Source organism: Caballeronia concitans (assembly GCF_001544615.1).
Taxonomy (GTDB): domain Bacteria; phylum Pseudomonadota; class Gammaproteobacteria; order Burkholderiales; family Burkholderiaceae; genus Caballeronia; species Caballeronia concitans.
This window is the reverse complement of the sequence record NZ_FCNV02000004.1, coordinates 51742-72897: the sequence shown is the minus strand read 5'-3', so window position 1 is coordinate 72897 and position 21156 is coordinate 51742. Positions and strand designations below refer to the sequence as shown.

Annotated in this window: 15 protein-coding genes and 3 pseudogenes; 10 read left to right on the top strand and 8 right to left on the bottom strand. The window is 62.1% G+C overall.

The genetic code is table 11. The features are described from left to right. Positions 1-18 precede the first annotated feature (18 nt). The 7 genes from AWB72_RS12680 to AWB72_RS12645 all read left to right on the top strand — a co-directional run bounded on the left by AWB72_RS12680 (position 19) and on the right by AWB72_RS12645 (position 9692). On the top strand, positions 19-408 hold the full coding sequence (locus AWB72_RS12680) for a BON domain-containing protein (RefSeq protein WP_040052426.1): 390 nt from the start codon (positions 19-21) through the stop codon (positions 406-408). 78 nt (positions 409-486) lie between these two features. Continuing rightward, entirely contained in the window at positions 487-1491 is a 1005-nt protein-coding gene (locus tag AWB72_RS12675) for an AraC family transcriptional regulator (RefSeq protein WP_084593073.1), read from the top strand. Positions 1492-1644: 153 nt separating this feature from the next. Continuing rightward, positions 1645-3447 (top strand): acyl-CoA dehydrogenase, encoded by a 1803-nt coding sequence (locus AWB72_RS12670; protein WP_040052425.1) that lies wholly within the window; start codon positions 1645-1647, stop codon positions 3445-3447. A gap of 49 nt (positions 3448-3496) precedes the next feature. Next, the gene (locus tag AWB72_RS12665; protein ID WP_040052424.1) at positions 3497-5194 is read left to right on the top strand and encodes an electron transfer flavoprotein-ubiquinone oxidoreductase; all 1698 of its coding nucleotides are present in this window, start codon (positions 3497-3499) and stop codon (positions 5192-5194) included. A gap of 14 nt (positions 5195-5208) precedes the next feature. Continuing rightward, entirely contained in the window at positions 5209-6405 is a 1197-nt protein-coding gene (bktB, locus tag AWB72_RS12660) for a beta-ketothiolase BktB (RefSeq protein WP_040052423.1), read from the top strand. A gap of 17 nt (positions 6406-6422) precedes the next feature. Next, the gene (locus AWB72_RS12655) at positions 6423-7277 is read left to right on the top strand and encodes a 3-hydroxybutyryl-CoA dehydrogenase (protein ID WP_040052422.1); all 855 of its coding nucleotides are present in this window, start codon (positions 6423-6425) and stop codon (positions 7275-7277) included. Between the two features lie 1101 nt (positions 7278-8378). Beyond that, complete coding sequence (locus tag AWB72_RS12645) at positions 8379-9692, top strand: ABC transporter substrate-binding protein (RefSeq protein ID WP_040052667.1); 1314 nt, start codon at positions 8379-8381, stop codon at positions 9690-9692. A 323-nt stretch (positions 9693-10015) separates the two neighbouring features. On the opposite strand, the pseudogene AWB72_RS12640 reads toward AWB72_RS12645, so the two are convergent. Beyond that, a pseudogene (locus AWB72_RS12640) lies at positions 10016-10198 on the bottom strand (YciI family protein); the annotation flags it as partial. 72 nt (positions 10199-10270) lie between these two features. Further along, positions 10271-10473: pseudogene (locus AWB72_RS29150) on the bottom strand (XdhC family protein); the annotation flags it as partial. 494 nt (positions 10474-10967) lie between these two features. On the opposite strand from AWB72_RS29150, the gene AWB72_RS12630 reads away from it, so the two are divergent. Further along, entirely contained in the window at positions 10968-11669 is a 702-nt protein-coding gene (locus AWB72_RS12630; protein ID WP_040052420.1) for a sterol desaturase family protein, read from the top strand. Here AWB72_RS12630 and AWB72_RS29390 read toward each other — a convergent pair. After that, positions 11666-11880 (bottom strand): annotated as a pseudogene (locus AWB72_RS29390) (LysR family transcriptional regulator); the annotation flags it as partial. The gene AWB72_RS12630 and the pseudogene AWB72_RS29390 overlap by 4 nt on opposite strands. Between AWB72_RS29390 and AWB72_RS29780 the strand changes: the two are divergent. Next, on the top strand, positions 11785-12183 hold the full coding sequence (locus tag AWB72_RS29780) for a transposase (protein WP_374728896.1): 399 nt from the start codon (positions 11785-11787) through the stop codon (positions 12181-12183). The pseudogene AWB72_RS29390 and the gene AWB72_RS29780 overlap by 96 nt on opposite strands. Before the next feature lie 405 nt (positions 12184-12588). On the opposite strand, the gene AWB72_RS12620 is transcribed toward AWB72_RS29780, so the two are convergent. The 5 genes from AWB72_RS12620 to AWB72_RS12600 all read right to left on the bottom strand — a co-directional run bounded on the left by AWB72_RS12620 (position 12589) and on the right by AWB72_RS12600 (position 20369). Further along, entirely contained in the window at positions 12589-13509 is a 921-nt protein-coding gene (locus tag AWB72_RS12620) for a LysR family transcriptional regulator (RefSeq protein WP_052450060.1), read from the bottom strand. A 30-nt stretch (positions 13510-13539) separates the two neighbouring features. Continuing rightward, complete coding sequence (locus tag AWB72_RS12615; RefSeq protein ID WP_052450084.1) at positions 13540-14967, bottom strand: efflux transporter outer membrane subunit; 1428 nt, start codon at positions 14965-14967, stop codon at positions 13540-13542. Positions 14968-14978: 11 nt separating this feature from the next. Then, a complete protein-coding gene (locus AWB72_RS12610) occupies positions 14979-16157 on the bottom strand; it encodes an efflux RND transporter periplasmic adaptor subunit (RefSeq protein WP_244285608.1) in 1179 nt (392 codons plus the stop codon). Between the two features lie 22 nt (positions 16158-16179). Next, complete coding sequence (locus tag AWB72_RS12605) at positions 16180-19359, bottom strand: efflux RND transporter permease subunit (protein WP_040052418.1); 3180 nt, start codon at positions 19357-19359, stop codon at positions 16180-16182. A 95-nt stretch (positions 19360-19454) separates the two neighbouring features. After that, on the bottom strand, positions 19455-20369 hold the full coding sequence (locus tag AWB72_RS12600; RefSeq protein WP_040052417.1) for a YncE family protein: 915 nt from the start codon (positions 20367-20369) through the stop codon (positions 19455-19457). Positions 20370-20760: 391 nt separating this feature from the next. Here AWB72_RS12600 and AWB72_RS12595 point away from each other — a divergent pair, with 391 nt between their 5' ends. Further along, complete coding sequence (locus AWB72_RS12595; protein ID WP_143754622.1) at positions 20761-21156, top strand: hypothetical protein; 396 nt, start codon at positions 20761-20763, stop codon at positions 21154-21156.

Here is a 21156-nt window from a genome sequence, read left to right as displayed (position 1 = left end):
TATCCGCAGGGGTATCCAATGAAAAACATGCAGACGTTCATATTGGCGATGGGAGCGATCATCGCCGCCGCGTCCCTGACGGCGTGGTCACAGACGAGCGAGCCGGCGAGTGCGTCCGCGATGGCGGGAGCGAGTTCGGCATCCGCTTCCGTGACACCTGCGACACCCGCGACAGGCAGGCAGGCGAATCGCGCGCTGCGCCGGCGCGTGTACGGCGCCATCGCGAAGAACAAGGACATCGATGCCGGGAATATCAGCGTCGTCGCAAAGGACGGTGCCGTGAAGCTGACCGGCACGGTCGGAGATGCGTCTCAGGTCAACAGGGTCTCGGAAATCGTCAGGGGCGTGCCCGGCGTCACTTCGGTCACTAACGGGTTGACAGTCAAGAAGCCCTTTGGCGGCATGTGACCGGTTCGGCTTGCATGAACGGGAGGCGCCATGCGACTCTGCGGTCGCCAGTGCTTCTCGTTCCTTCACTGTTTCCCTATGAGACATCCCTCCGCCACGGTTCCCATTTCGGTTGTCAACGGTTTCCTGTCGGGGGCGGACCGTGCGGCGGTCGTCCGGCTTGCGGCGCTGTCCGGCATTTCGCACGAGCTTTTGAGCAAACCCGCAGCGCGAGTCACGCAGGAACAGTTCTCGACGCTCTACCGCTTGCTCGCGAAGGAACTCGATGATGAAATGCCCGGCATCTTCGCGCGTCCGCTGCGCAACGGCACACTCAAGTTCCTCTGTCTGAGCCTTCTCGATGCGCCACGGCTCGAGGTCGCGCTCCACCGCTTCGGGCAGTTCTTTCATCTGGTACTCGATGAATTCCAGCTCGTGTCGCGCCGCGAAGGACCCTATGCATACGTCGAGTTCGTTCCGAACCCGCATGGGCCGCAGGCAAGCCCGCTCGCGCGCGAAATGATGCTGAAGCTGGTGCACGGCGTGGCGTCGTGGCTCATACGCGAGAAGATCCCATTGGTCGAGGCGGCGTTCCAGTTCTTGCGTCCCGCGCAGACCGGCGATCTGCTTTACCTCTTTCCGGGCCCGGTGCGTTTCGGGCGCGATCGCACGTTCATCTCCTTCGATGCAGCCTATCTCGACCGCCGCATCCGGCAGCGGAAATCGGATCTCGACGCCTTCCTTCAGCGCGCGCCGGAGGACTGGATCTTCGTGTCGCTCACCGAAGAGATGGTGTGTCACCGGGTGAGGCAGTGTATCGCCGGGGGACTGCCGATCACGCCGACTGTCGATGCCGTCGCGCAGGAACTGAACTACTCGGTGCGCACGCTGTGCCGGCGGCTCGAAGCGGAGGGAACGACCTTCCAGGCGATCAAGGACGAGGTGCGCCGCGACATTGCGATCCAGCGGCTCACGCGGTCCGACGATGCCATCGGGGCCATTGCCTACGACGTCGGCTTCGACAATCCGACCGCGTTCCATAGGGCGTTCCGGCACTGGACCGGCAGCACGCCCACGGCGTACAGGCATAGAAACGACGGTTGAATGCGGACGATTCGCCTTGGCAGGTTTTGTCAGTGAAAGGGCGTATTCCGGTACAGGGAATTCGGGGTGACGTTGATAGTATGGACTGCACCCTATCAACATCTGCCGCTGCAGCGCGAGATATCTCGGACCGCTGGGCACCTGGAGTCACCGATGAGTTACACGCCCCCCGTCAAGGAAATGATGTTCGTGATGAACGAGCTGGCCGATATTGCAAGCATCAGCCAGCTTCCGGGTCTTGCGGATTCGAATGCGGATACGGCGCAGGCCGTTCTCGATGAAGGCGCGAAGCTGGCCGCCGAAGTCATCGCGCCGTTGAACGCAGCGGGCGATCAACGGCCGAGCGAATGGCGCGACGGAGCGGTCACCGCGACGCCCGGTTTCGGCGACGCATACAGGCAGTTCATCGCTGGCGGCTGGCAAGGCATCAGTCATCCGGAAGCATTCGGCGGACAAGGTCTGGCGAAGCTGATCGCGGCTCCGTGCATCGAGATGCTGAACGCCGCCAATCTCTCGTTCGCGCTGTGCCCGCTGCTCACGGACGGCGCTATCGAAGCCTTGCTGACGGCAGGCTCGGACGAACTGAAGGCGCGCTATCTGCCGAAGCTGATCGAAGGCGCCTGGACCGGCACGATGAACCTGACGGAGCCGCAGGCGGGCTCCGATCTGTCGCTGGTGCGTTCACGCGCCGAACGGCAGGACGACGGTTCGTACAAGGTGTTCGGCACCAAGATTTTCATCACGTGGGGCGAGCACGACATGGCCGAGAACATCGTCCATCTCGTGCTGGCGCGCACCCCGGATGCGCCGGCGGGCGTGAAGGGCATCTCGCTCTTCATCGTGCCCAAGTTTCTCGTGAACGAGGACGGAAGCCTCGGCGCGCGCAACGACGTGCAGTGCGTGTCGATCGAACACAAGCTCGGCATCAAGGCGAGCCCGACCGCCGTGCTCCAGTACGGCGATCACGGCGGCGCGACCGGTTACCTCGTGGGCGAGGAGAATCGCGGCCTCGAGTACATGTTCATCATGATGAACGCGGCGCGTTTCGGTGTCGGCGTGCAGGGTATCGCGCTGTCCGACGCGGCCTATCAGAAGGCCGCCGCTTATGCGCAGGAACGCATCCAGAGCCGTCCCGTCGATGGTTCCGGCGCGGAAGCCGTCGCGATCATCCGGCATCCGGATGTGCGGCGCATGCTCGGCACGATGCGCGCGATGACCGAAGGCGCGCGTGCGCTGGCCTATGTCGCCGCTGCGCACGCGGACATCGCGCATCATCACGACGATGCCGGCACGCGCGCCCGGCATCTGGCGATCAACGAATTCCTCGTGCCCATCGTGAAGGGCTGGAGCACCGAGATGTCGATCGACGTCACGAGTCTCGGCGTGCAGGTGCACGGCGGGATGGGCTTCATCGAGGAAACGGGGGCGGCGCAGTTCTACCGCGATGCGCGAATCCTGTCCATCTACGAAGGCACGACGGCGATCCAGGCCAACGATCTCGTCGGCCGCAAGACCATGCGCGACGGCGGCGCGACGGCGCGTGTCATCCTCGAACAGATCGACGAGACGCTCGCCGCGTTGCAGTCCGCCGATGCGGGCGAAGCCGCGCGCGTTTTCGACGCGATGCACCGCCGTCTCGCCGAAGGCCGCGAGGCGCTCGCGAACGTCATTGCGTACGTGCTCGAAACGGCGAAACGCGACCCGCATGCGGTGTTCGGCGGCAGTGTGCTTTACCTGAAGCTCGCGGGCATCGTGCTGTCGGGCTGGCAGATGGCGCGCGCGCTGCTCGTGGCGCAGCGCAACCGGGCCGATGACCCGCAGTTCCACGGCGCGAAGATCGCGACCGCGCACTGCTTCTCCGAATACGTGCTGACGCAGGCTCGCGGGCTCGAGACGGCCATTGTGTCCGCGCGTGGCGATGATCCGCTGTTCGCGCTGAGCGACGCGCAGTTCTGACGCGTCCACACGTTCATGTGTTCACGTATTGACGAGCAACGGAGGCAGCATGACGTCGGAAACGGCAGGCACACTCGCGCCTGAAAACGGCATCGGGCAATACGGCCCGCGCGAATCGATGGAGTATGACGTGGTGATCGTCGGCGGCGGGCCCGCCGGATTGGCCGCCGCGATTCGCCTGAAACAGCGCGCGGCGGAGCAGGGCGTGGAACTCGGCGTGTGCGTGCTGGAGAAGGGCTCGGAGATCGGCGCGCATATCGTGTCGGGCGCCGTCATGGACCCGCGCGCGCTCGATGAACTCCTGCCCGACTGGAAAGCGCTGGGCGCGCCGCTCGACGTTCCCGTGACCGAGGACCGCTTTCTGTTCCTGTCGGAACGAGGCGCGCGGGCCGTGCCGGACTGGGCGCTCCCGGACAACTTCAGGAATCACGGCAACTACGTGATCAGTCTCGCCAATCTGACGCGCTGGCTGGGTCAGCAGGCCGAAGCGCTGGGCGTGGAAATCTTCGCGGGCTTTGCGGCAGCCGAAGTGCTGTATCGCGATGACGGCTCGGTCAAGGGCGTCGCGACGGGCAACGTGGGCGTGGGCCGCGACGGCCGGCCCACGGATGCGTTTCAGCCCGGCATGGAGCTGCACGCGAAATACACGCTCTTCTGCGAAGGCGCGCGCGGTCATCTCGCGCGGCAACTGTGCGAGCGCTTCGGCCTGCGCGATGGCGTCGATCCGCAGGTGTACGGCCTCGGCATCAAGGAACTCTGGGAGATCGATCCCGCGAAGCACCAGCCGGGTCTCGTGATTCACACGGCCGGCTGGCCTCTCGATACCGACACGTACGGCGGCTCGTTCCTATATCACCTCGACGACAACCAGGTGATGGTCGGCTTCGTCGTGGGCCTGGGCTACTCGAATCCGTATCTCTCGCCGTTCGAGGAATTCCAGCGCTACAAGACACATCCGGCGATCCGCACGTTCCTCGAAGGCGGCAAGCGCGTGTCGTACGGCGCGCGCGCGATCGCGGCAGGCGGGTTGATGTCGCTGCCGAAACTCGTGTTTCCGGGCGGCGCGCTCGTGGGCGACGACGCCGGCTTTCTCAACGCATCGCGCATCAAGGGTTCGCACGCGGCGCTCAAGACCGGCATGCTCGCCGCCGATGCCGCGTTCGACGCATTGCAGGCCGGCCGTCAGGCTGACGAACTCACGGCCTATCCGGAATCGTTCAGGCGTTCCTGGCTGCACGAAGAGCTGCACAAGGCGCGCAACTTCAAGCAATGGATGGGTAAGGGCCTCTACCTCGGCACGCTGATGGTGGGCCTCGAGCAGAAGTTGCTGGGCGGAAAGGTGCCGTGGACGCTGCATCACCGGCACGCGGATCACGAGACGCTCAGACCCGCCGCGCAATGCACGCCGATCGCGTATCCGAAGCCCGACGGCAAGCTGAGCTTCGACCGGCTCTCGTCCGTCTTCATCTCGAACACCAACCACGCGGAGGACCAGCCCGCGCATCTGACGCTCAAGGATGCAAGCGTGCCGGTCGCCGTCAATCTGCGCACCTATGCGGGTCCGGAAGCGCGCTTCTGTCCGGCGGGCGTGTACGAATTCGTCAAGAACGATGCGGACGAAGACCGCTTGCAGATCAACGCGCAGAACTGCGTGCATTGCAAGACATGCGATATCAAGGACCCGACGCAGAACATCGTCTGGGTGACGCCGGAAGGCGGCGGCGGACCCAACTATCCGAACATGTGAACAGGAGCGACTCGATGGGCGAAGCAACGCGTGAAGTGGTGGTGGCAAGCGGCGTGCGGACGGCGATCGGCGACTTCGGCGGCAGCCTGAAGCATTTCTCTCCGACCGAGCTGGGCGCGATGGTCGTGCGCGAAACGCTCAAGCGCGCGAACGTAACGGGCGATGACGTCGGTCACGTGGTGTTCGGCCATGTCGTTCACACGGAGCCGAAGGACATGTATCTGGCGCGCGTCGCGGCGATAAACGGCGGCGTTGCGCAGCACGTGCCGGCGCTGACCGTGAACCGCCTGTGCGGCTCGGGCCTTCAGGCAATCGTGTCGGCTGCGCAGACGATCATGCTGGGCGATGCGGACATCGCTATCGGCGGCGGCGCGGAGTGCATGAGCCGCGCCCTGTATGCGTTGCCGGGCGCGCGGTTTGGGCAGCGCATGGGCGACGGAAGGCTCGTCGACATGATGCTCGGCGCGCTGCACGACCCGTTCCAGACCATCCATATGGGGGTGACGGCGGAGAACGTCGCGCGCAAGTACGGCATCACGCGCGAGGCACAGGACGCGCTCGCGCTCGAATCGCATCGGCGCGCGGCGCGGGCGATCGCGGAAGGGCGCTTTGTCGACCAGATCCTGCCGGTCACCGTGCCCGGCAAGAAGGGCGATACCGTCTTCGATACCGACGAGCATGTGCGCCAGGACGCCAGCTCCAGCGATTTCTCGACCCTGAAGCCGGTGTTTCTCAAGGAGGGCGGCACGGTGACGGCGGGCAACGCATCGGGCATCAACGACGCGGCGGCGGCCGTGCTGTTGATGGAGCGCGGCGCGGCCGAACGAAGTGGCGCGAAGCCGCTCGCGCGGCTCGTCTCCTATGCGCATGCCGGCGTCGATCCAGCCTACATGGGCATCGGTCCCGTTCCGGCGACGCGCAAGGCGCTGGCGCGCGCCGGTCTCGACGTCGCGCAACTCGATGTGATCGAAGCCAACGAAGCATTCGCCGCACAGGCCTGCGCGGTGACGAACGAACTGGGACTGGACCCCGCCAAGGTCAACCCGAACGGTTCGGGCATTTCGCTCGGCCATCCGGTCGGTGCGACCGGCGCGCTGATCGCGGTCAAGGCGCTCCATGAACTGAAGCGTATCGGCGGCCGTTATGCGCTCGTCACGATGTGCATCGGCGGCGGTCAGGGAATCGCGGCGATCTTCGAAAACCTTCAGTGACTAATGCAAGGAGACACATGAACATCGAATCGATTGGGGTGATCGGCGCGGGCACGATGGGCAGCGGCATTGCGCAAACCGCCGCCGTCGCGGGGCTGCGCGTGGTGATGATCGACGTCACGGACGCCGCGCTCGGCAAGGGCCGTGCGGCGGTCAAGTCGAGCCTGGAGCGGCTCGTGTCGAGGGGCACGCTCGACGCGGCGACGCAGGAAGCGGCGCTTGCGCGCATCGAGACATCGACCGACTATGCGCGGCTGGCTTCGGTGGATATCGTCATCGAAGCGGCGACCGAGAACGTCGAGCTGAAGGGACGCATTCTGAAGCAGATCGAGGCGGCCGCGCGGCCGGAGGCGATCATCGCGACGAATACGTCGTCCATCTCGATCACCGCGCTCGCCGCGCAACTCGCGGAACCGTCGCGCTTTCTCGGCATGCACTTCTTCAATCCGGTGCCGATGATGCCGCTCGTCGAGATCATTCGCGGCCTGCAAACCAGCGATGAAACGGCGGCAGCCGTGCGCGCGCTCACCGAGCGCTTCGACAAATCGCCGATTGGCGTGCGCAATTCGCCGGGCTTCGTCGTCAATCGCATTCTGGTGCCGATGATCAACGAGGCGTTTTTCGTGCTGCATGAAGGCGTGGCGAGCGCCGCGGAAATCGACGAGGGGATGAAGCTCGGCGCGAACCATCCGATAGGACCGCTCGCGCTCGCCGATCTCGTCGGGCTGGACGTGTGCCTGTCCGTGCTGGATGTTTTCCTGAAAGACTTCGGCGACCCGAAATACCGCGCGTGCATTCTGTTGCGGGAATTCGTCGCGGCGGGACGGCTCGGGCGTAAGTCGGGGCGCGGGGTGTTTGAGTACGGCGGGTGATGGCGCGGGTGGGGCGTGTCTCTTTAGTGGACTCTCGCTGCATCACTCAACTGCCAGCTTGCCAGCGAGTCAAGATCCGGCATCTGTAAATAGCCAGAACCCGACATCAGGATATAGCCGCTACAACACAATGTCCCCGCTAAGTTCAAATTTCGGGGTTGCCGCCAAGTAGAGATGTCGGGTTTCGAATAGATGCTTTGCTTGTGTGCGTTCAGGTTAGAGTTCAGGCAATGGCTGTGAACCGGCAGGGCACGCGCATCGCAACCCCAGAGACGTTGATTGCGGATGCGGGGTCGTTTTCCTGCACAAGTTCGGAAGCCTGGGACACGTTGCAGGCTATGGCCCAGACGATTCATTCGACGTGGCGCGAGCTTTTTGTCGACGGGCGCTCAATGTCGGAAGCGAACGTTCACAGTCAGGGGCGGCATTCGAACTGGCGGACCAGATTGCGATGGGCGCGACGGGAGTCGACTTGGCGAAGCTTGAACGACGACCAGAAGGTGCCGCATCTCGAGATTCCAGCCTGTGTCCTCAAGGGGACAGTGACTATTAGTATCAAAGTCCGATCGTTCGACTACGGCGCGACGCGACGAAGAGGCCGCCGCTGAAGCGCATCGACTCTACCTGAGAATCGATGGAAGCGAGTCGGTCCCGCACGGACAACCCGATGTCACGGCGCGGTCGGTTGCTTGGTCAGTTACTTCCGGGATCGGCCAAGCTCGGCCACTGTCGCGAGTTTGCTGACGGACATTCGAACGTCGGCTACGAACTCCAGAGCCCGCAGAGATAGGTCGCGCCGACGCGACCGTCGGGGCGACCGCGATCTAAATATTTAGTTGGCACTTCGAAAAAAAGGCGTCCAGGAAAGGCGTGCACTGTTGCAGTTCTTCCTGAGTCTGTGAGCGCTTTATACATAACCGTTGACAGTTTTTCTTACGTTTCACTGTCGAAAAACTATACTTGGAGTCGATCCCCTGTGCGCGGCGAGCGGGCTGAGCCACGCTATTGCGAGCTTTGCGTTGCGAGCGGGCTGATCTTTGCATCGCGGCCAGAAACAAAGGCGAAGATGATCGAGCGAATGTCATGAACACGAAGAACTCGATGCGTCGCGCGCTGATTCCCAAGGTTGCGTTTGCTTGCCTTTCGGTTTGCGCGGCACAACTTTCCAATGCGGGAAACGTCACCATCGCTACTCTGAACGGTCCGGCCATGCTGGAACTCAAGAAGCTTTCCGCGAGCTTCGAGAGGGCGAACCCCGATATCAAGCTGAACTGGGTGATTCTCGAGGAAAACGTGCTTCGTCAGCGCGCAACGACTGATATCACCACGAACAGCGGCCAGTTCGACGTTGTTGCAATCGGTACGTACGAGGCGCCGCTGTGGGGAAAGCGCGGCTGGCTGGTGCCGATGACCGATCTGCCGGCCGATTACGACCCCGACGACGTTGTGAAAACGGCGCGAGATGGCCTTTCATACAACGGCCAACTCTACGCACTGCCGTTCTATGTTGAGAGCTCGATGACCTATTATCGAAAGGATTTATTTCAGGCAGCTGGGCTTGAGATGCCGGATCAGCCGACTTACGACCAGATCAAGCAATTCGCCGACACGCTGACCGATAAGTCAAAAGGTCAATATGGCATCTGTTTGCGCGGGAAGGCAGGTTGGGGCGAAAACATGGCGTACGTGTCGACAGTGGTGAACACCTACGGTGGACGCTGGTTCGATGAGAACTGGAACGCCCAGATCGATACGCCGGAGTGGCACAAGGCGATCGGCTTCTATGCAGATCTCTTGAAGAACAACGGGCCGCCCGGAGCGAGTTCGAACGGCTTCAACGAGAACCTGACGTTGATGTCATCCGGGAAGTGCGCAATGTGGATCGATTCGACGGCTGCCGCGGGCACGCTCTACAACAAGGCGCAGTCGAAAGTGGCGGACAAGATAGGCTTCGCCGCGGCGCCGGTTGCGGTGACGCCGAAGGGGGCGCATTGGCTCTGGTCGTGGTCGCTCGCGATCCCCAGGACCTCGAAGTCGCAAGGTGCCGCGAAGAAATTCCTTACTTGGGCAACGTCGAAAAAGTACATCGAGATGGTTGGAAGGGACGAGGGTTGGGCATCCATTCCTCCGAGCAGAAGGTCGACCTTTGCCCGTCCCGAGTACAAGCAGGCTGTTCCATTTGGAGAATTCGTCTTGAAAGCCATCGAATCGGCCGACCCCAACGACTCTTCGCTCAAGAAGGTGCCGTACAGCGGGATTCAATTCGTAGGGATTCCCGAGTTCCCGTCTTTCGGGACTGTGGTGGGACAAGCAATTGCGGGCGTCGTCGCTGGGCAAATCAGTGTCGACGCGGCGTTGAAGGCGGGCAACGCTGCCGCAAATCGCGTTGTGATGCAGGCGGGTTATCAGAAGTGATACGCCGAAATCTCCTTCGCAGTATAAACGGGCAGTTCCGTCGCTGGTCAAAGGTACTCTCCAACGCATCGAAGGGTAGCCCGATGACTCGTTGGGCCGCGCAGGTGGCTAGCTCCGCGCGTCGGCCGTCGTCTGAATGGCCGCAATGTCTCTCGGAACGGCCGAGGCCGGCGCGCTCGGCCGAACGGCGCGGATGCGTCGACGGGGCCAGTCGCCCGGCAAGGTCCGGCCGGGATCGAACGGACACCGCCGCGACGACTCACGAAGCCTTGAAGGAGTTCGTGGAGACGCGAACCCATTCTTGACAGGCGTCGCGGCCCTTGTCGAGCCAGGTAGAAATCCATGGGGATGAGCTCGACGGCCCATCCGCCTTCTTTGCCCAGCGTGGCGGCCGGGTGCATGGACGCGATGCGCAACCCGTCGTCGAGGCTATCTGCTTCGATGACAAACAGGCCGCCCACGACTTCCTTCCACTCGGTGTAGGGCCCATCGGTAACGTGCGTCTTGATTGGCCATTCGGAAGCCCGGCAATGCATTGCTGTCCTACGGTCGAGTTCGATACAGCGAACGGACGAGAACGTCCGGCTGCCGATGTAGATGCCAACCGGTCCGTGCAGGCGCGCGAGTTCTTCATCGTTGAAAACGAACTTTTCAAGGGCTTCCGCCGTGCCGCATTGGTGCGACGCGAATCGAGCGCACCCACACAGTAGGCAGGCGTTTTCGGCGCTTCCATCAGCGCTGGGTCGTCGAGCTTCGGATCGTGCGTCAGTGCGATCACTGCGCCCCATCTCTCGTTCGGATTGGCATCGATCGACTGATGACGTTCGACCGCGTGATCAGTCGGCGTCCGCCGCCTGGCTTGCCGGCCATTTCCCGAAATGCTCTGCAATGCGTCGAGGCGTCGCCGGCTTATCGATATCGATCTGAAAGACCAGTGTCATCGGGGCTAACGCTGATATCAACGTGAATGATTCAAAACATCATAAAACAGTATTAGAACTTATATCGCGATCTCGCTACGCTTAGATTCATCCCTTGCCGCAGCGCTCCGGCCTCAAAAACGCATGGGACCCATGGAGACGCTGATGAACTTTCGCGATGTGGCTTCACGGACAACCTGCTTACGCTGCCGCTGATTTGATCGTGGGCGCATTCGTCCTGCCCGAGACGCTCGCGAAGCTCAAGACGCGGTTCCGCGCGCATTCCCTCCAGAATCATTGGGCATAACGGCGAGCGGCTCCGGCCGCACGCCTTTTACAACAGCCGGAGACATCGATGAAATATGAAGAAGACGTTCGTGCGCGTTCTTACAAGTTCCGTGATGAATATGTCAATGCCACGCCATGGTGGTATCGCGGCGAAATGCACCTCGGCTTCACATTGCTCTTCACCGGCGGCGTGATCGTGTATTGCCTGATGCAGCTTCATGCGCCGACGCTCGCCGAATGGCTGGCGGTCATTCCGCTCTTTCTGTTCGGCAACTGGGCCGAATGGGCGGCGCACCGTTACGTGCTGCATCGTCCGACGAAGTATTTCAGCATGATCTACAAGCGCCATTGCGCGGTCCATCACCGGTTCTTCACGCATATGACGCTTGAATACAAGGGCCACCGTCACTGGCGCGCGCTGCTGTTTCCGCCTTTCGCGCCGGTTGCCTTTGTGCTGGCGGCCGTGCCGTTCGCCCTCGTGATTGGGTTCGTTTTCTCCCGCAACGCAGGCTACATCGCGCTGTTCACGATGGCGGCGTACTTTCTGATGTACGAGGGCCTGCATACGCTCTCACACTTCACCGACAGCCCGTTCCTCGACCGGGTTCCGCTCGTCAACACAGTGCGGCGCCTGCACGCCACACACCACGATCCCGAAGTGATGGCGACACAAAACTTCAACCTCACATTCCCGATCTGCGACACGCTGTTTGGCACGCGCAGCGACGTTCCGAGTAGTACGCGCGAACCGTTGGAACGCGGCCGCTAAGCCCCTCGTTTCCGCAAAACACCCGTCGTCACGCGCTTTATCTCGTCAGTGACTCTCGGATGAGCGCCTGTGCGGCGGGTCCGATCGGCCGCTTTGGATGCGTGACCTGGATGACGTGCCGCACGATCGGCGGCGATGTGATCGTGTGAGCGCGCAGCACGCCTTCATCCACCGTGCTCTGCACGATCACGCGCGGCAGGATCGTCGCGATAGTATCAAATGGCAGGGCAAATATCCGAAGCTGGTGGATTGGGTTGAAGGCAACATTGCCGAGACGCTGACGTTCCACCGGCTGCCGCGCGCGCATCACAAGCATTTGAAGTCGACCAACATGCTCGAGCGTCTGAATCAAGAGATCAAGCGTCGAACGAAAGCGTCGTTGATCTATCGACGCGCCAAGAACTTGCGCGCGGTCCAATTACTGTTGGGTCATACAAAAATTGAAAGTACCGTGCGATACCTCGGGATCGAGGTAGACGATGCACTTGAAATGGCTGAGCAAACCGAAGAGTGATCGCCGGTAGGTGGCCGGCGAGCGTGCGCTTGTCGGGCCACTTGCGGACTTTTACCCATCGCACAATACGGTCGTTCGAATGGCGGGAGCACTCTGGAAGCGGCCGCACGAAATGACGTTAGGCTTTGTCGGTGTTCGTCTCGCTGATTTTTGAACGTGAATAATATCTTCGACCGAGAATGCGTTTCGCAAGCCTATCCAATTTATGCCACATGGGAACCAGGCCGCTCGGCGATGCCGACGCTCAACTTTCATCAATAAAGCCTCGGGCCTACAAAGCGTATGGTTCCGAGTCGACATCGGCGTTCTGCGATGTCCCTCGGACATTCGGTCGTGATGCAATTCCAGGCGCAAACGCAAGCGCCTACGCTTGTAAATAAATCTGCTGCACATTTGCACGAGTCGTCAGGCAGGAGCGCCGCGCGCAACGAACGACATATCAGCCTGCCGCTCGATTGCAAAGTCGACGAGCGATCGAATCGCCTGTGTCGCGTAACGCTGGCCGGCATATAGCATGCTGATGGTTCGGTCTTTCCCGTCGAGATCGAAATCTTCCAGAAGCGGCAGCAGCTTTCCGCTTTCCAGCTCGCTTTCTATCAGCATTCGAGGCAGCCGCGCTACGCCGAGACCGGCGACCGCCGACCGGACGACGGCGCAGGTATTCCGGGCGGTCATCGTCGGTACGAGCGCGACGCGGTGAACGCCGTCCTTGTCGTTGAACGTCCAGTAACGCATCAACGATTCGGAATCGAGAAGAATGTCGTAGTTGGGCAAATCTCTCGGACTGAGCAGCAACGCGCGAGGCTTCAGATAGCAAGGCGCGGCGACGATGACATCCTGCGTTCGACCAAGCGTTCTGCAGACGAGCGATGAATCGCGGAGCTTGCGCTCGACCATGAAGGACAATTCGAAATCCTCGGGTGAGATCTGCGCCTGTTGTTCATAGATCGTCACGTCGAATGCGATGAGGGGATGCTTCTTGCGGAACTCGGTCAGCAGCCTGGGCAAGTCCGTTGCCGCGAAGAGCGCGGATACGGCAATCTTCACGCGGCCGGTCGCGGATTGCGCTTCTGCGCGCACTTTCTCTTCCATCTGTTTGACTTGCGAGAGCACGTCGGCGCAGCTCTCGAAGTAGCTTTGACCGGCTTGCGTGAGCGAAACGCTACGCGTCGTCCTGTTTATCAGCCGCAGTCTCAAATGATGCTCCAGCGCTCCGACGCCTCGCGTGACCGCCGAATTGGATATTCCTAGCTGTTTCGCGGCGACGCCGAAGTTGAGACACTCCGCGACCGTGACGAAGATTCGCATCGATTCGAGTTGATTCATGGCTGCCAGCTTTGATTTGACGTTGATGTGTCATTCAGCGGCGCGTCTGCCGGACGCGTTCCAGTCGCCGCCGAGTGAGACGAGCAGACCGACGGAAGCGATGGCGCGTCGCGCGTCGATCTGATCCGCGGTTCTTTCGTTGCTCAGGGCGATCGTCTGCGCCGTCACGACATCGAGATAGCTGACCGCGCCTGCCTGAAACCGGTTGTTGGTGAGCTTGAGCGACAGTGCCGCAGCATCGGATGCGCGCCGCTGGCTTCGGGCTTCGTCCGCGAGCGCGGTCAGTGCAGTGAGATCGTCCTCTACCTGCTGGAACGAGGTGAGCACGGTCTGGCGATAGTCGGCGGCGGCGCCTTCGTATTGCGCGCGTGCATCGGCGAGCATCGCGGACCGGCGTCCGCCGTCGAAGATCGTCGCCGCCAGTTGCGGCCCGAGCGACCAGAAGAGGCTCGGCGCCGTGAGCCAGGGCGCGAAGAACGTGCTTTCCAGGCCGACGTTCGCGCCGAGCACGAGGCTCGGAAAGTAGGCCGCGCGCGCCACGCCGATTTGCGCGTTGGCGGCGAAGACGCGCCGTTCGGCTGCGGCGACGTCCGGGCGACGCTCTAGCAGTTGCGAGGGCAGCGCGACGGGAATCGACGGCAACGCAAATGGCTGGACGACCGGCGCAATGGAGAAGGTCGAAGCGGGCTGTCCGACCAGCGTCGCGATCGCGTGTTCGAGTTGCGATCGTTGCGATGCGGTTTCGGTCGCCTGCGTGCGCGTGCTTTCGAGTTGCGCCTGTGCCTGCGCGACCGCCGAGGCGTCGATTGCGCCGTTCGCGAGTTGCTGATCCAGCAGCTTGAGCGCGGCCGAATACGCGTCGATCGAATCGTCGAGAAGCTTCTTTTGCGTGTCGAGGGAGCGCAGGTTGAAGTAGTCGATCGCGAGCTGGCTCGTCACGGAAAGACGCACCGCTTCGACATCCGCCGCGCTTGCGTCCGCGTTGGCCTGCGCGTTGAGCGTTGCATCGTGGATCCGGCCGAAGAGGTCGGGTTCCCATGATGCCGACAGGCCGACGGCATAGTCCGGCACGGTCTTTCCAGCGAGCGATTTCCCTTCCAGATTCGCCGATGTCCGCGTGCGGTTCTGGCTGAGGCTCGTCGAAATCGTAGGCCAGAAACCGGCGCGCTGATAGTCGACCATCGCTCGCGCCTGTTGAAGCTGAGCGACGGCTTTCTTGAGCGTCTGGTTCGATACGTCGACGCGTGCTTCGAGCGCATCGAGCGTCGGGTCCTGAAACAGCGTCCACCACGGGCCGCGCGCCTGCTGATCGGACGGAGAAGCCACGGACCAGCCGGGCGCGGACGCGAAGTGCGCGGGCACGGCGACTTCGGGCGGCCGATAATCCGGAACAGTCGAACACGCCGCGACAAATACGCAAGCCAGTGCGCAAGCCGCGCGTCGCAATGGAAGCTTCATCGTCTTCGCTTTCACGATGCGTGGCCCGCCTTGGCGATTTTCACCGGTTCGCCGCTGGCCAAGGCATCGCCTGGATTGTCGATGACGCGATCGCTGGTTTGCAGCCCCGTCAGAATCTCGACGTGCGTACCGAAGTCGCGCCCCACGGTCACTGACTTGAGCGCCGTCTTTCCAGTCGCGTCCACCGTGGCGATAGTCACGCCGTTCGGGCGGAACAGCAGCGCGCTGACCGGCAGGTCGAGCGCCGGATTGCCGTTCTGAAGCGCGAGATGCACTTGCGCGTACGCGCCGGGAAGCAGGGTGCCGTCCTGATTGTCGACGTCGACCTCCACGCGAAGCGTTCGGCTCACCGGGTCCATCGCACCGGAACTGCGCGCGACATGCGCGGCGAACTGTCTGCCCGGGAATTGCTGCACGGTCAGATAGGCCTGCGTGCTGGCGGAAACGTAGGGCGCGTCGTTTTGCGGCACCTCGATGAACACGCGCAACGTGTCGCGCTGCGCGACATGAAACAACTCGCCTGCCGATGCCGCGAGACCCGGCGCACCGCCCGCCGTCACGAGCGCGCCGACATCGACGTTGCGCGCCGTTACTACGCCGTCGAAGGGCGCGACGACTTTCTCATAGGAGACGAGTTCGGTGAGCCGCTGCACGTTCGCCTGCGCGGATTGCAGCATGGCCCGCTTGGCGAGCATGTCACCGGTTTTGGTGTCCGCGTCCTGTTGCGAGACCGATTGCGTTTTCAGCATGTCCTGCCAGCGCTGCGCGGTCGCCTTCGCATAGTTGAAGTTGGCCTGCGCGGTGGCTTCGTCGGCATGCGCTTGCTGGAGTTGCGCATCGAGTTCCGGGGTCTGGATATCGGCGAGCACCTGTCCTTTCTTCACATGCGCGCCGATATCCGTGTACCAGTGCTGCACGTAGCCGCTCGTGCGGGCATAGATCGCGGCATCGGAAAATGCGGTGACGGCGCCCGGCAACAGCAGTTCCTGCGTGGCGGGCGCGAGTTTCGGCTCGATGACCGACACCGTTTGCGCGCTTTGCGTAGCGACTTGCGCTGCCAGCGCGCCTTGCGCACGAAGCCGCGGAAGAATGCCCGCCGCAAGCAGCGCGGCGGCGACGCCTGCGACGATCAGCGGGAAGACGAAGCGGCGCGCTCGCGGCCGTGTGTGTGGGTCGTGTTGCGGATTCATTCTAATGACCTGAGTGGTGGCTTTATTGAGCGTCGGTGAATGGCGCAGCTTGCGCATTGCGGCGGCGTGCGAGCCACGCATGCACGATCGCGAACATGACCGGCACGAACAGCAGTGTCGATACGGTACCGAGCGCGAGACCGCCGATCACGGCGCGTCCGAGCGGTGCGTTCTGCTCGCCGCCATCGCCCAGACCGAGCGCCATGGGCAGCATGCCGATCAGCATCGCGAGCGCGGTCATGATGACGGGACGAAAGCGCGTGAAGCCCGCTTCGAGCGCCGCGTCCCAAGGCTGGGCGCCTTCGTGCAGCTTCTCTCGCGCCGCAGTGACGACGAGAATGCTGTTCGCTGTCGCGATGCCGATACACAGAATCGTGCCGGTCAACGCGGGTACGCTCAGCGTGGTGCCGGTTGCGAACAGCATCCACGCAATGCCCGCAAGCGAAGCCGGCAGACCGCAGATGATGATGAGCGGATCGATCCACGACTGAAAATTCACGACCATCAGCAGATAGACGAGCGCGATGGCGAACGCCAGTCCCGAGCCGAGACCGCTGAACGATTGCGTCATCGACTGCACCTGTCCGCGCATGACGATGCTCGAGCCTGGCGGCAAATGCGCCTTGGCCTGATCGATGAGCCGGTTCACGTCGGCGGCCACGCTGCCGAGATCGCGGCCCTGCACGGAACCGTAGATATCGAGCACGGGTCGCACGTTGTAGTGGGACACCACCGCCTGCTGCGACGTGCGCCGCATCGTGCCGAGCGAGCCGAGAAGGCTTTGCGGCGCGCTCGATGCCTGGCTCTTGTTGAGCGGCAAATTAGCGAGCGTCTGCAACGAATGAATATCGTACTGCGGCACTTCCGTCATGAGCGGATAGCTCACGCCGTTCTTCGGGTCGAGCCAGAAGTTCGGCGTGGTCTGCGAACTGCCGGACAGCGAGATCAGCAGATCCTGCGCGACGTCCTTCTGCGTGAGCCCCGCCTGCATCGCCTTGGTGCGATCCACGTCGATGTTGATCGCGGGCGCGTCACCGGGCTGCTGGATGTGCGCATCCACGAGGCCCCGTACATGACGCAGTTTCGCGAGCAACTGATTGGCCGCCACGCGGTTCTTCGCGAGGTCCCTGCCGACGATCTGAATGTCGATCGGCGCGGGCTGCCCGAAGTTGAGAATCTGGCTCGTGATATCGGCGGGCAGGAAGGAGAAGGTCGTGCCGGGAAACGATGCCGCGAGCACGCCGCGCAGCTTCGTGACATAGGAAGCGGTCGGCGCGTGACTGGGCGCGAGCGCGATCATGATGTCCGCGTCTTCCGTGCCGATGGGCGCCGACGACGAATACGTGAGATTGATCCCGCTCACCGGCACGCCGATGTTGTCGAGCAGCGACGCTTCCTCGGACTTGGGTATCACGGTGCGGATCTTCGCTTCGACTTCATCCGCCAGCCGCGCAGTTTCCTCGATGCGCGTGCCGGTCGGCGCACGCATATGCAGACGGATTTCGCCCGTGTCGATGCTCGGAAAGAAGTCGCGGCCGGTGAAGGGCACGAGCGTCATCGAAGCGAGACAGAACACGACGAAGATCGCGATCACCGTGCGCGGATGCCCGATGCCGTTTGCAAGCACGCCCTTGTAGCTGATGCGCAGGGCTTCGAAACGCCGCTCGAACGCCGCCTGCCAGCGCGCGAGAAACGCAAGGCGTCCGCGCGGTTCGCCGCGCTCGCGCGCCTTGAGCAGATACATGGCGAGCGTCGGGATGAGCGTGCGCGAAAAGAAATACGACGCGCACATCGCGAACACGACCGCTTCGGCCATCGGCACGAACAGATAACGCGCAACGCCCGAGAGCAGGAACATCGGCGCGAACACGATGCAGATGGACAGCGTGGACACGAAGGTCGGCACCGCGATTTCGCCGGAGCCGTTGAGAATGGCATCGGCGAGCGGTGCGCCGTTTTCCAGATGATGCGTGATGTTTTCGATGGCCACCGTCGCATCGTCCACCAGAATGCCGACCGCGAGCGCGAGGCCGCCGAGCGTCATGATGTTGATGGTTTCGCCGAGCGCCGACAAAGCGATGAGCGAGGTGATGACCGAGAGCGGAATCGTCACCGCGATGATCAGCGTCGCGCGCCAGCTTCCGAGGAACAGCAGGATCATCATCGCGGTGAGGCATGCGGCGATGAGCGCTTCGCGTACGACGCCAATGATCGCAGACTTGACGAATACGGACTGATCCGCGAGCGGCGTGATCTTCAGCGCCTTGGGCAAGCCCGCGGAAATCTGCGGCAGCATCGAGCGGATCTGCTGAATGATCGTGAGCGTGGACGTGCTGCCGGTCTTTTCCACGGTCAGGAGCGCGGCGCGCTTGCCGTCGCTGCGCACGATATTCGTTTGCGGCGCGTAACCGTCGCGTACTTGCGCGACATCGCGAAGATACACCACGCCGCCCTTGATCGTCTTGATGGGCAGATCGTTGAGCGCGGCGACGCTGTTCGTGCTGCCGTTCATCTGCACGTTGTATTCGCGCGCGCCGATTTTCGCCGTGCCGCCGGGCAGGATCAGATTCTGCGCGTTGACGGCGTTCACCACGTCGCTTGGCGAGAGATCCTTCGCCTGCAACTTGCGCGGATCGATATCGACCATGATCTGGCGAATCTTGCCGCCGAAGGGCAGGGGCACGGCCGCGCCCTGGACAGTAGCGAGCTGCGTGCGCACGAAGCTGTTGCCGAGATCGTAGAGCGTCTGCTCGGGCAATGAGTCGCTCGACAGGCCGAGTTGAAGAATCGGCACCGTCGACGCGTTATACGTGATGATATTCGGCGGCAGCGTGCCCGGCGGCAGAATGCGCAGAATGGATGCGGAGTTGGACGTGGCTTGTGCGACCGCGCGATTGATGTCCGCGCCCGGATGAAAGAAGATCTTGATGACCGATACGCCGTTGAGCGACTGCGACTCGATATGCTCGATATTCTCGACATCCGACGTGAGCGCACGCTCATAGTTCGACGTGATGCGGTTCGCCATGTCCTCGGCGGAAAACCCGCTATACGACCAGACGATACTGACGACCGGAATATTGATGTTGGGAAAGATATCGGTCGGCGTGCGCAGAATGGCAAGCGGGCCGATCATGAACAGCAGGAGCGCCAGAACGATGAACGTATAAGGGCGGCGAAGGGCGAGTCGAACGATCCACACGAAGTCTTTTCCGGTCGGTGCACTGGAAGACGCAGTTTGCATGTGCGCGCTTTGCCCGACCCTGACCGGAAAGTGACAAGTTCGTAATCTTGCTTCTAGTGCGTGTCGAAAATTTGCAGGCCGGCTGTCGAAGCAAGCGGACCCTTCGTATGCACCGCATAGAGGCGGTGGTACTCGGGCACGAAGGCGAAGGTTTTTCCGCCGTGGGTATCGATGTGCTGGACCTTCGTGTAGGAGCCGTCGTGTTCGCGCCGTATCACGTCGAGTCCGCCTTCGCCAGCGACATACACGCAAGCATGCGCGGGGTCCACGGCCATCTCGTCGGAGATATCGGTAATGCCCAGTGTCTGCACGATCTTGCCAGTATCGACATTCAGAACATAGAGCTTTCCCGGCTGGCGCGATCCGATGAACAGGCGCCGATGTTCGGCGTCGAGGGTCATCGCGGAATTGCGGGAAGGGCCCGGAATGCTCCATGTTCCGACGAGCTTGTTGGTCCCGGTATCTATGATGCCGACGGCGTTCTTGTCGCGGAAGTTCACGAACAGGCGCCGGGTCCGCGGATCGATCGCCATGCCTTTGATCTGGCCCGCCGGGACGCGAATCCGTCCGAGCAACGATTCGCCTTGCGTCGATACCATGCTGATATAGGCGTAGTCCTTGCCGCTTTGAACGCCGCCGTTGCCGACATAGAAGATTCCGGTTCGCGCATCGAGAACGCCGCTGTCAGGTTGGGGCTGTAGCGAAATGCGCTTTTGAACTGTCATGCTTATCGTGTCCACGATTTCGAGGCGCGCGGCTCCCGCGTCGGCAATCATCAATGCTTGCCCGTCCTTGATCAGTTCGATCTTGTGCGGCGAGACCGCGAGCCTCCGATTGCTCGCCAGATGACGACCGTCGGGCAGCGAGAACGTCTCGATCGACCCATATTTTTCCGCTGCGACGTAAAGCTTCGAATGCGCCAGATCGACGGCGAAATGATCGAAGTCTCCGCCGGTAATCGCGGGCAAGGGAATCGTTGTGATCAGGTTGAGCTTAGGTGCGTCGGTCGCGTGAACGCTCTGGACAGCGGCAACGCAGGCGAAGCAGAGAAGGGCTGCGAGTCGAAGGCATCTCATGGCGATTTGAGGGAGCGGATATTCGACATGAGTCTAGCGTTCGAGAACGGGCATTCATACGCATGCTCGAGGAATAGAGATTTGCATCGATTCGTTGTTTGGCCTGCCTGTGACGAAGCCAATCGCTAAGGCTCAGCTAAGCGAGCGATGCCAACGTCGCGGTTGCGTCGCGTGTCCTCGCGTGGAGGAATTCTCTTTTTCTGATGTGTTTCTTGTCGCGTGGTGGATGCGAACCGACAATTCAGCGTGGGCCATTCATTCGTGGTCTTGACGGGAGGTTTCGATGCGACATGCCGTGCTCGCCAGGATGCGCGCGAATGCCGTGCTGTTCGCTATCTCGGTTGCGATCACCGAAGCGCTGGCGCTGCTCGTTCTGGCTGCGTCCGGGCGTCTCGATGATTTCAATGACGAGACCACGCGACTCATCGTGCTCGTCGTGTCGTTTGCGCTCGTCATCGCGGCGAAGATCCACGCTGGCTCGGCGTTCGAGGCGGCAGTATCGAAAGGTCATCTCACGCAAGTAACGGATGAGCGAGAAGAATCGCGGCTGGTCGTTGCGGATGAATGTCCGGCAGCATGGCTCGTCCAGCTTCATATCGAATCCTGCGCCGATATCGAAGAAGTGCCCGCGCCGAACCGGGGGACAGCGCTCGATTCGCGGGCTAATCGGAAGAATTGA

Bases quoted from the DNA above. Each gene is read 5' to 3' on its own strand.
- AWB72_RS12645 (WP_040052667.1), top strand. From the start codon at position 8,379: ATGCGTCGCGCGCTGATTCCCAAGGTTGCGTTTGCTTGCCTTTCGGTT.
- AWB72_RS12670 (WP_040052425.1), top strand. From the start codon at position 1,645: ATGAGTTACACGCCCCCCGTCAAGGAAATGATGTTCGTGATGAACGAG.
- AWB72_RS12665 (WP_040052424.1), top strand. From the start codon at position 3,497: ATGACGTCGGAAACGGCAGGCACACTCGCGCCTGAAAACGGCATCGGG.
- AWB72_RS12680 (WP_040052426.1), top strand. From the start codon at position 19: ATGAAAAACATGCAGACGTTCATATTGGCGATGGGAGCGATCATCGCC.
- AWB72_RS12620 (WP_052450060.1), bottom strand. From the start codon at position 13,509: ATGAATCAACTCGAATCGATGCGAATCTTCGTCACGGTCGCGGAGTGT.
- AWB72_RS12595 (WP_143754622.1), top strand. From the start codon at position 20,761: ATGCGACATGCCGTGCTCGCCAGGATGCGCGCGAATGCCGTGCTGTTC.
- AWB72_RS12630 (WP_040052420.1), top strand. From the start codon at position 10,968: ATGAAATATGAAGAAGACGTTCGTGCGCGTTCTTACAAGTTCCGTGAT.
- AWB72_RS12655 (WP_040052422.1), top strand. From the start codon at position 6,423: ATGAACATCGAATCGATTGGGGTGATCGGCGCGGGCACGATGGGCAGC.
- bktB (WP_040052423.1), top strand. From the start codon at position 5,209: ATGGGCGAAGCAACGCGTGAAGTGGTGGTGGCAAGCGGCGTGCGGACG.
- AWB72_RS12610 (WP_244285608.1), bottom strand. From the start codon at position 16,157: ATGAATCCGCAACACGACCCACACACACGGCCGCGAGCGCGCCGCTTC.
- AWB72_RS12615 (WP_052450084.1), bottom strand. From the start codon at position 14,967: ATGAAGCTTCCATTGCGACGCGCGGCTTGCGCACTGGCTTGCGTATTT.
- AWB72_RS12675 (WP_084593073.1), top strand. From the start codon at position 487: ATGAGACATCCCTCCGCCACGGTTCCCATTTCGGTTGTCAACGGTTTC.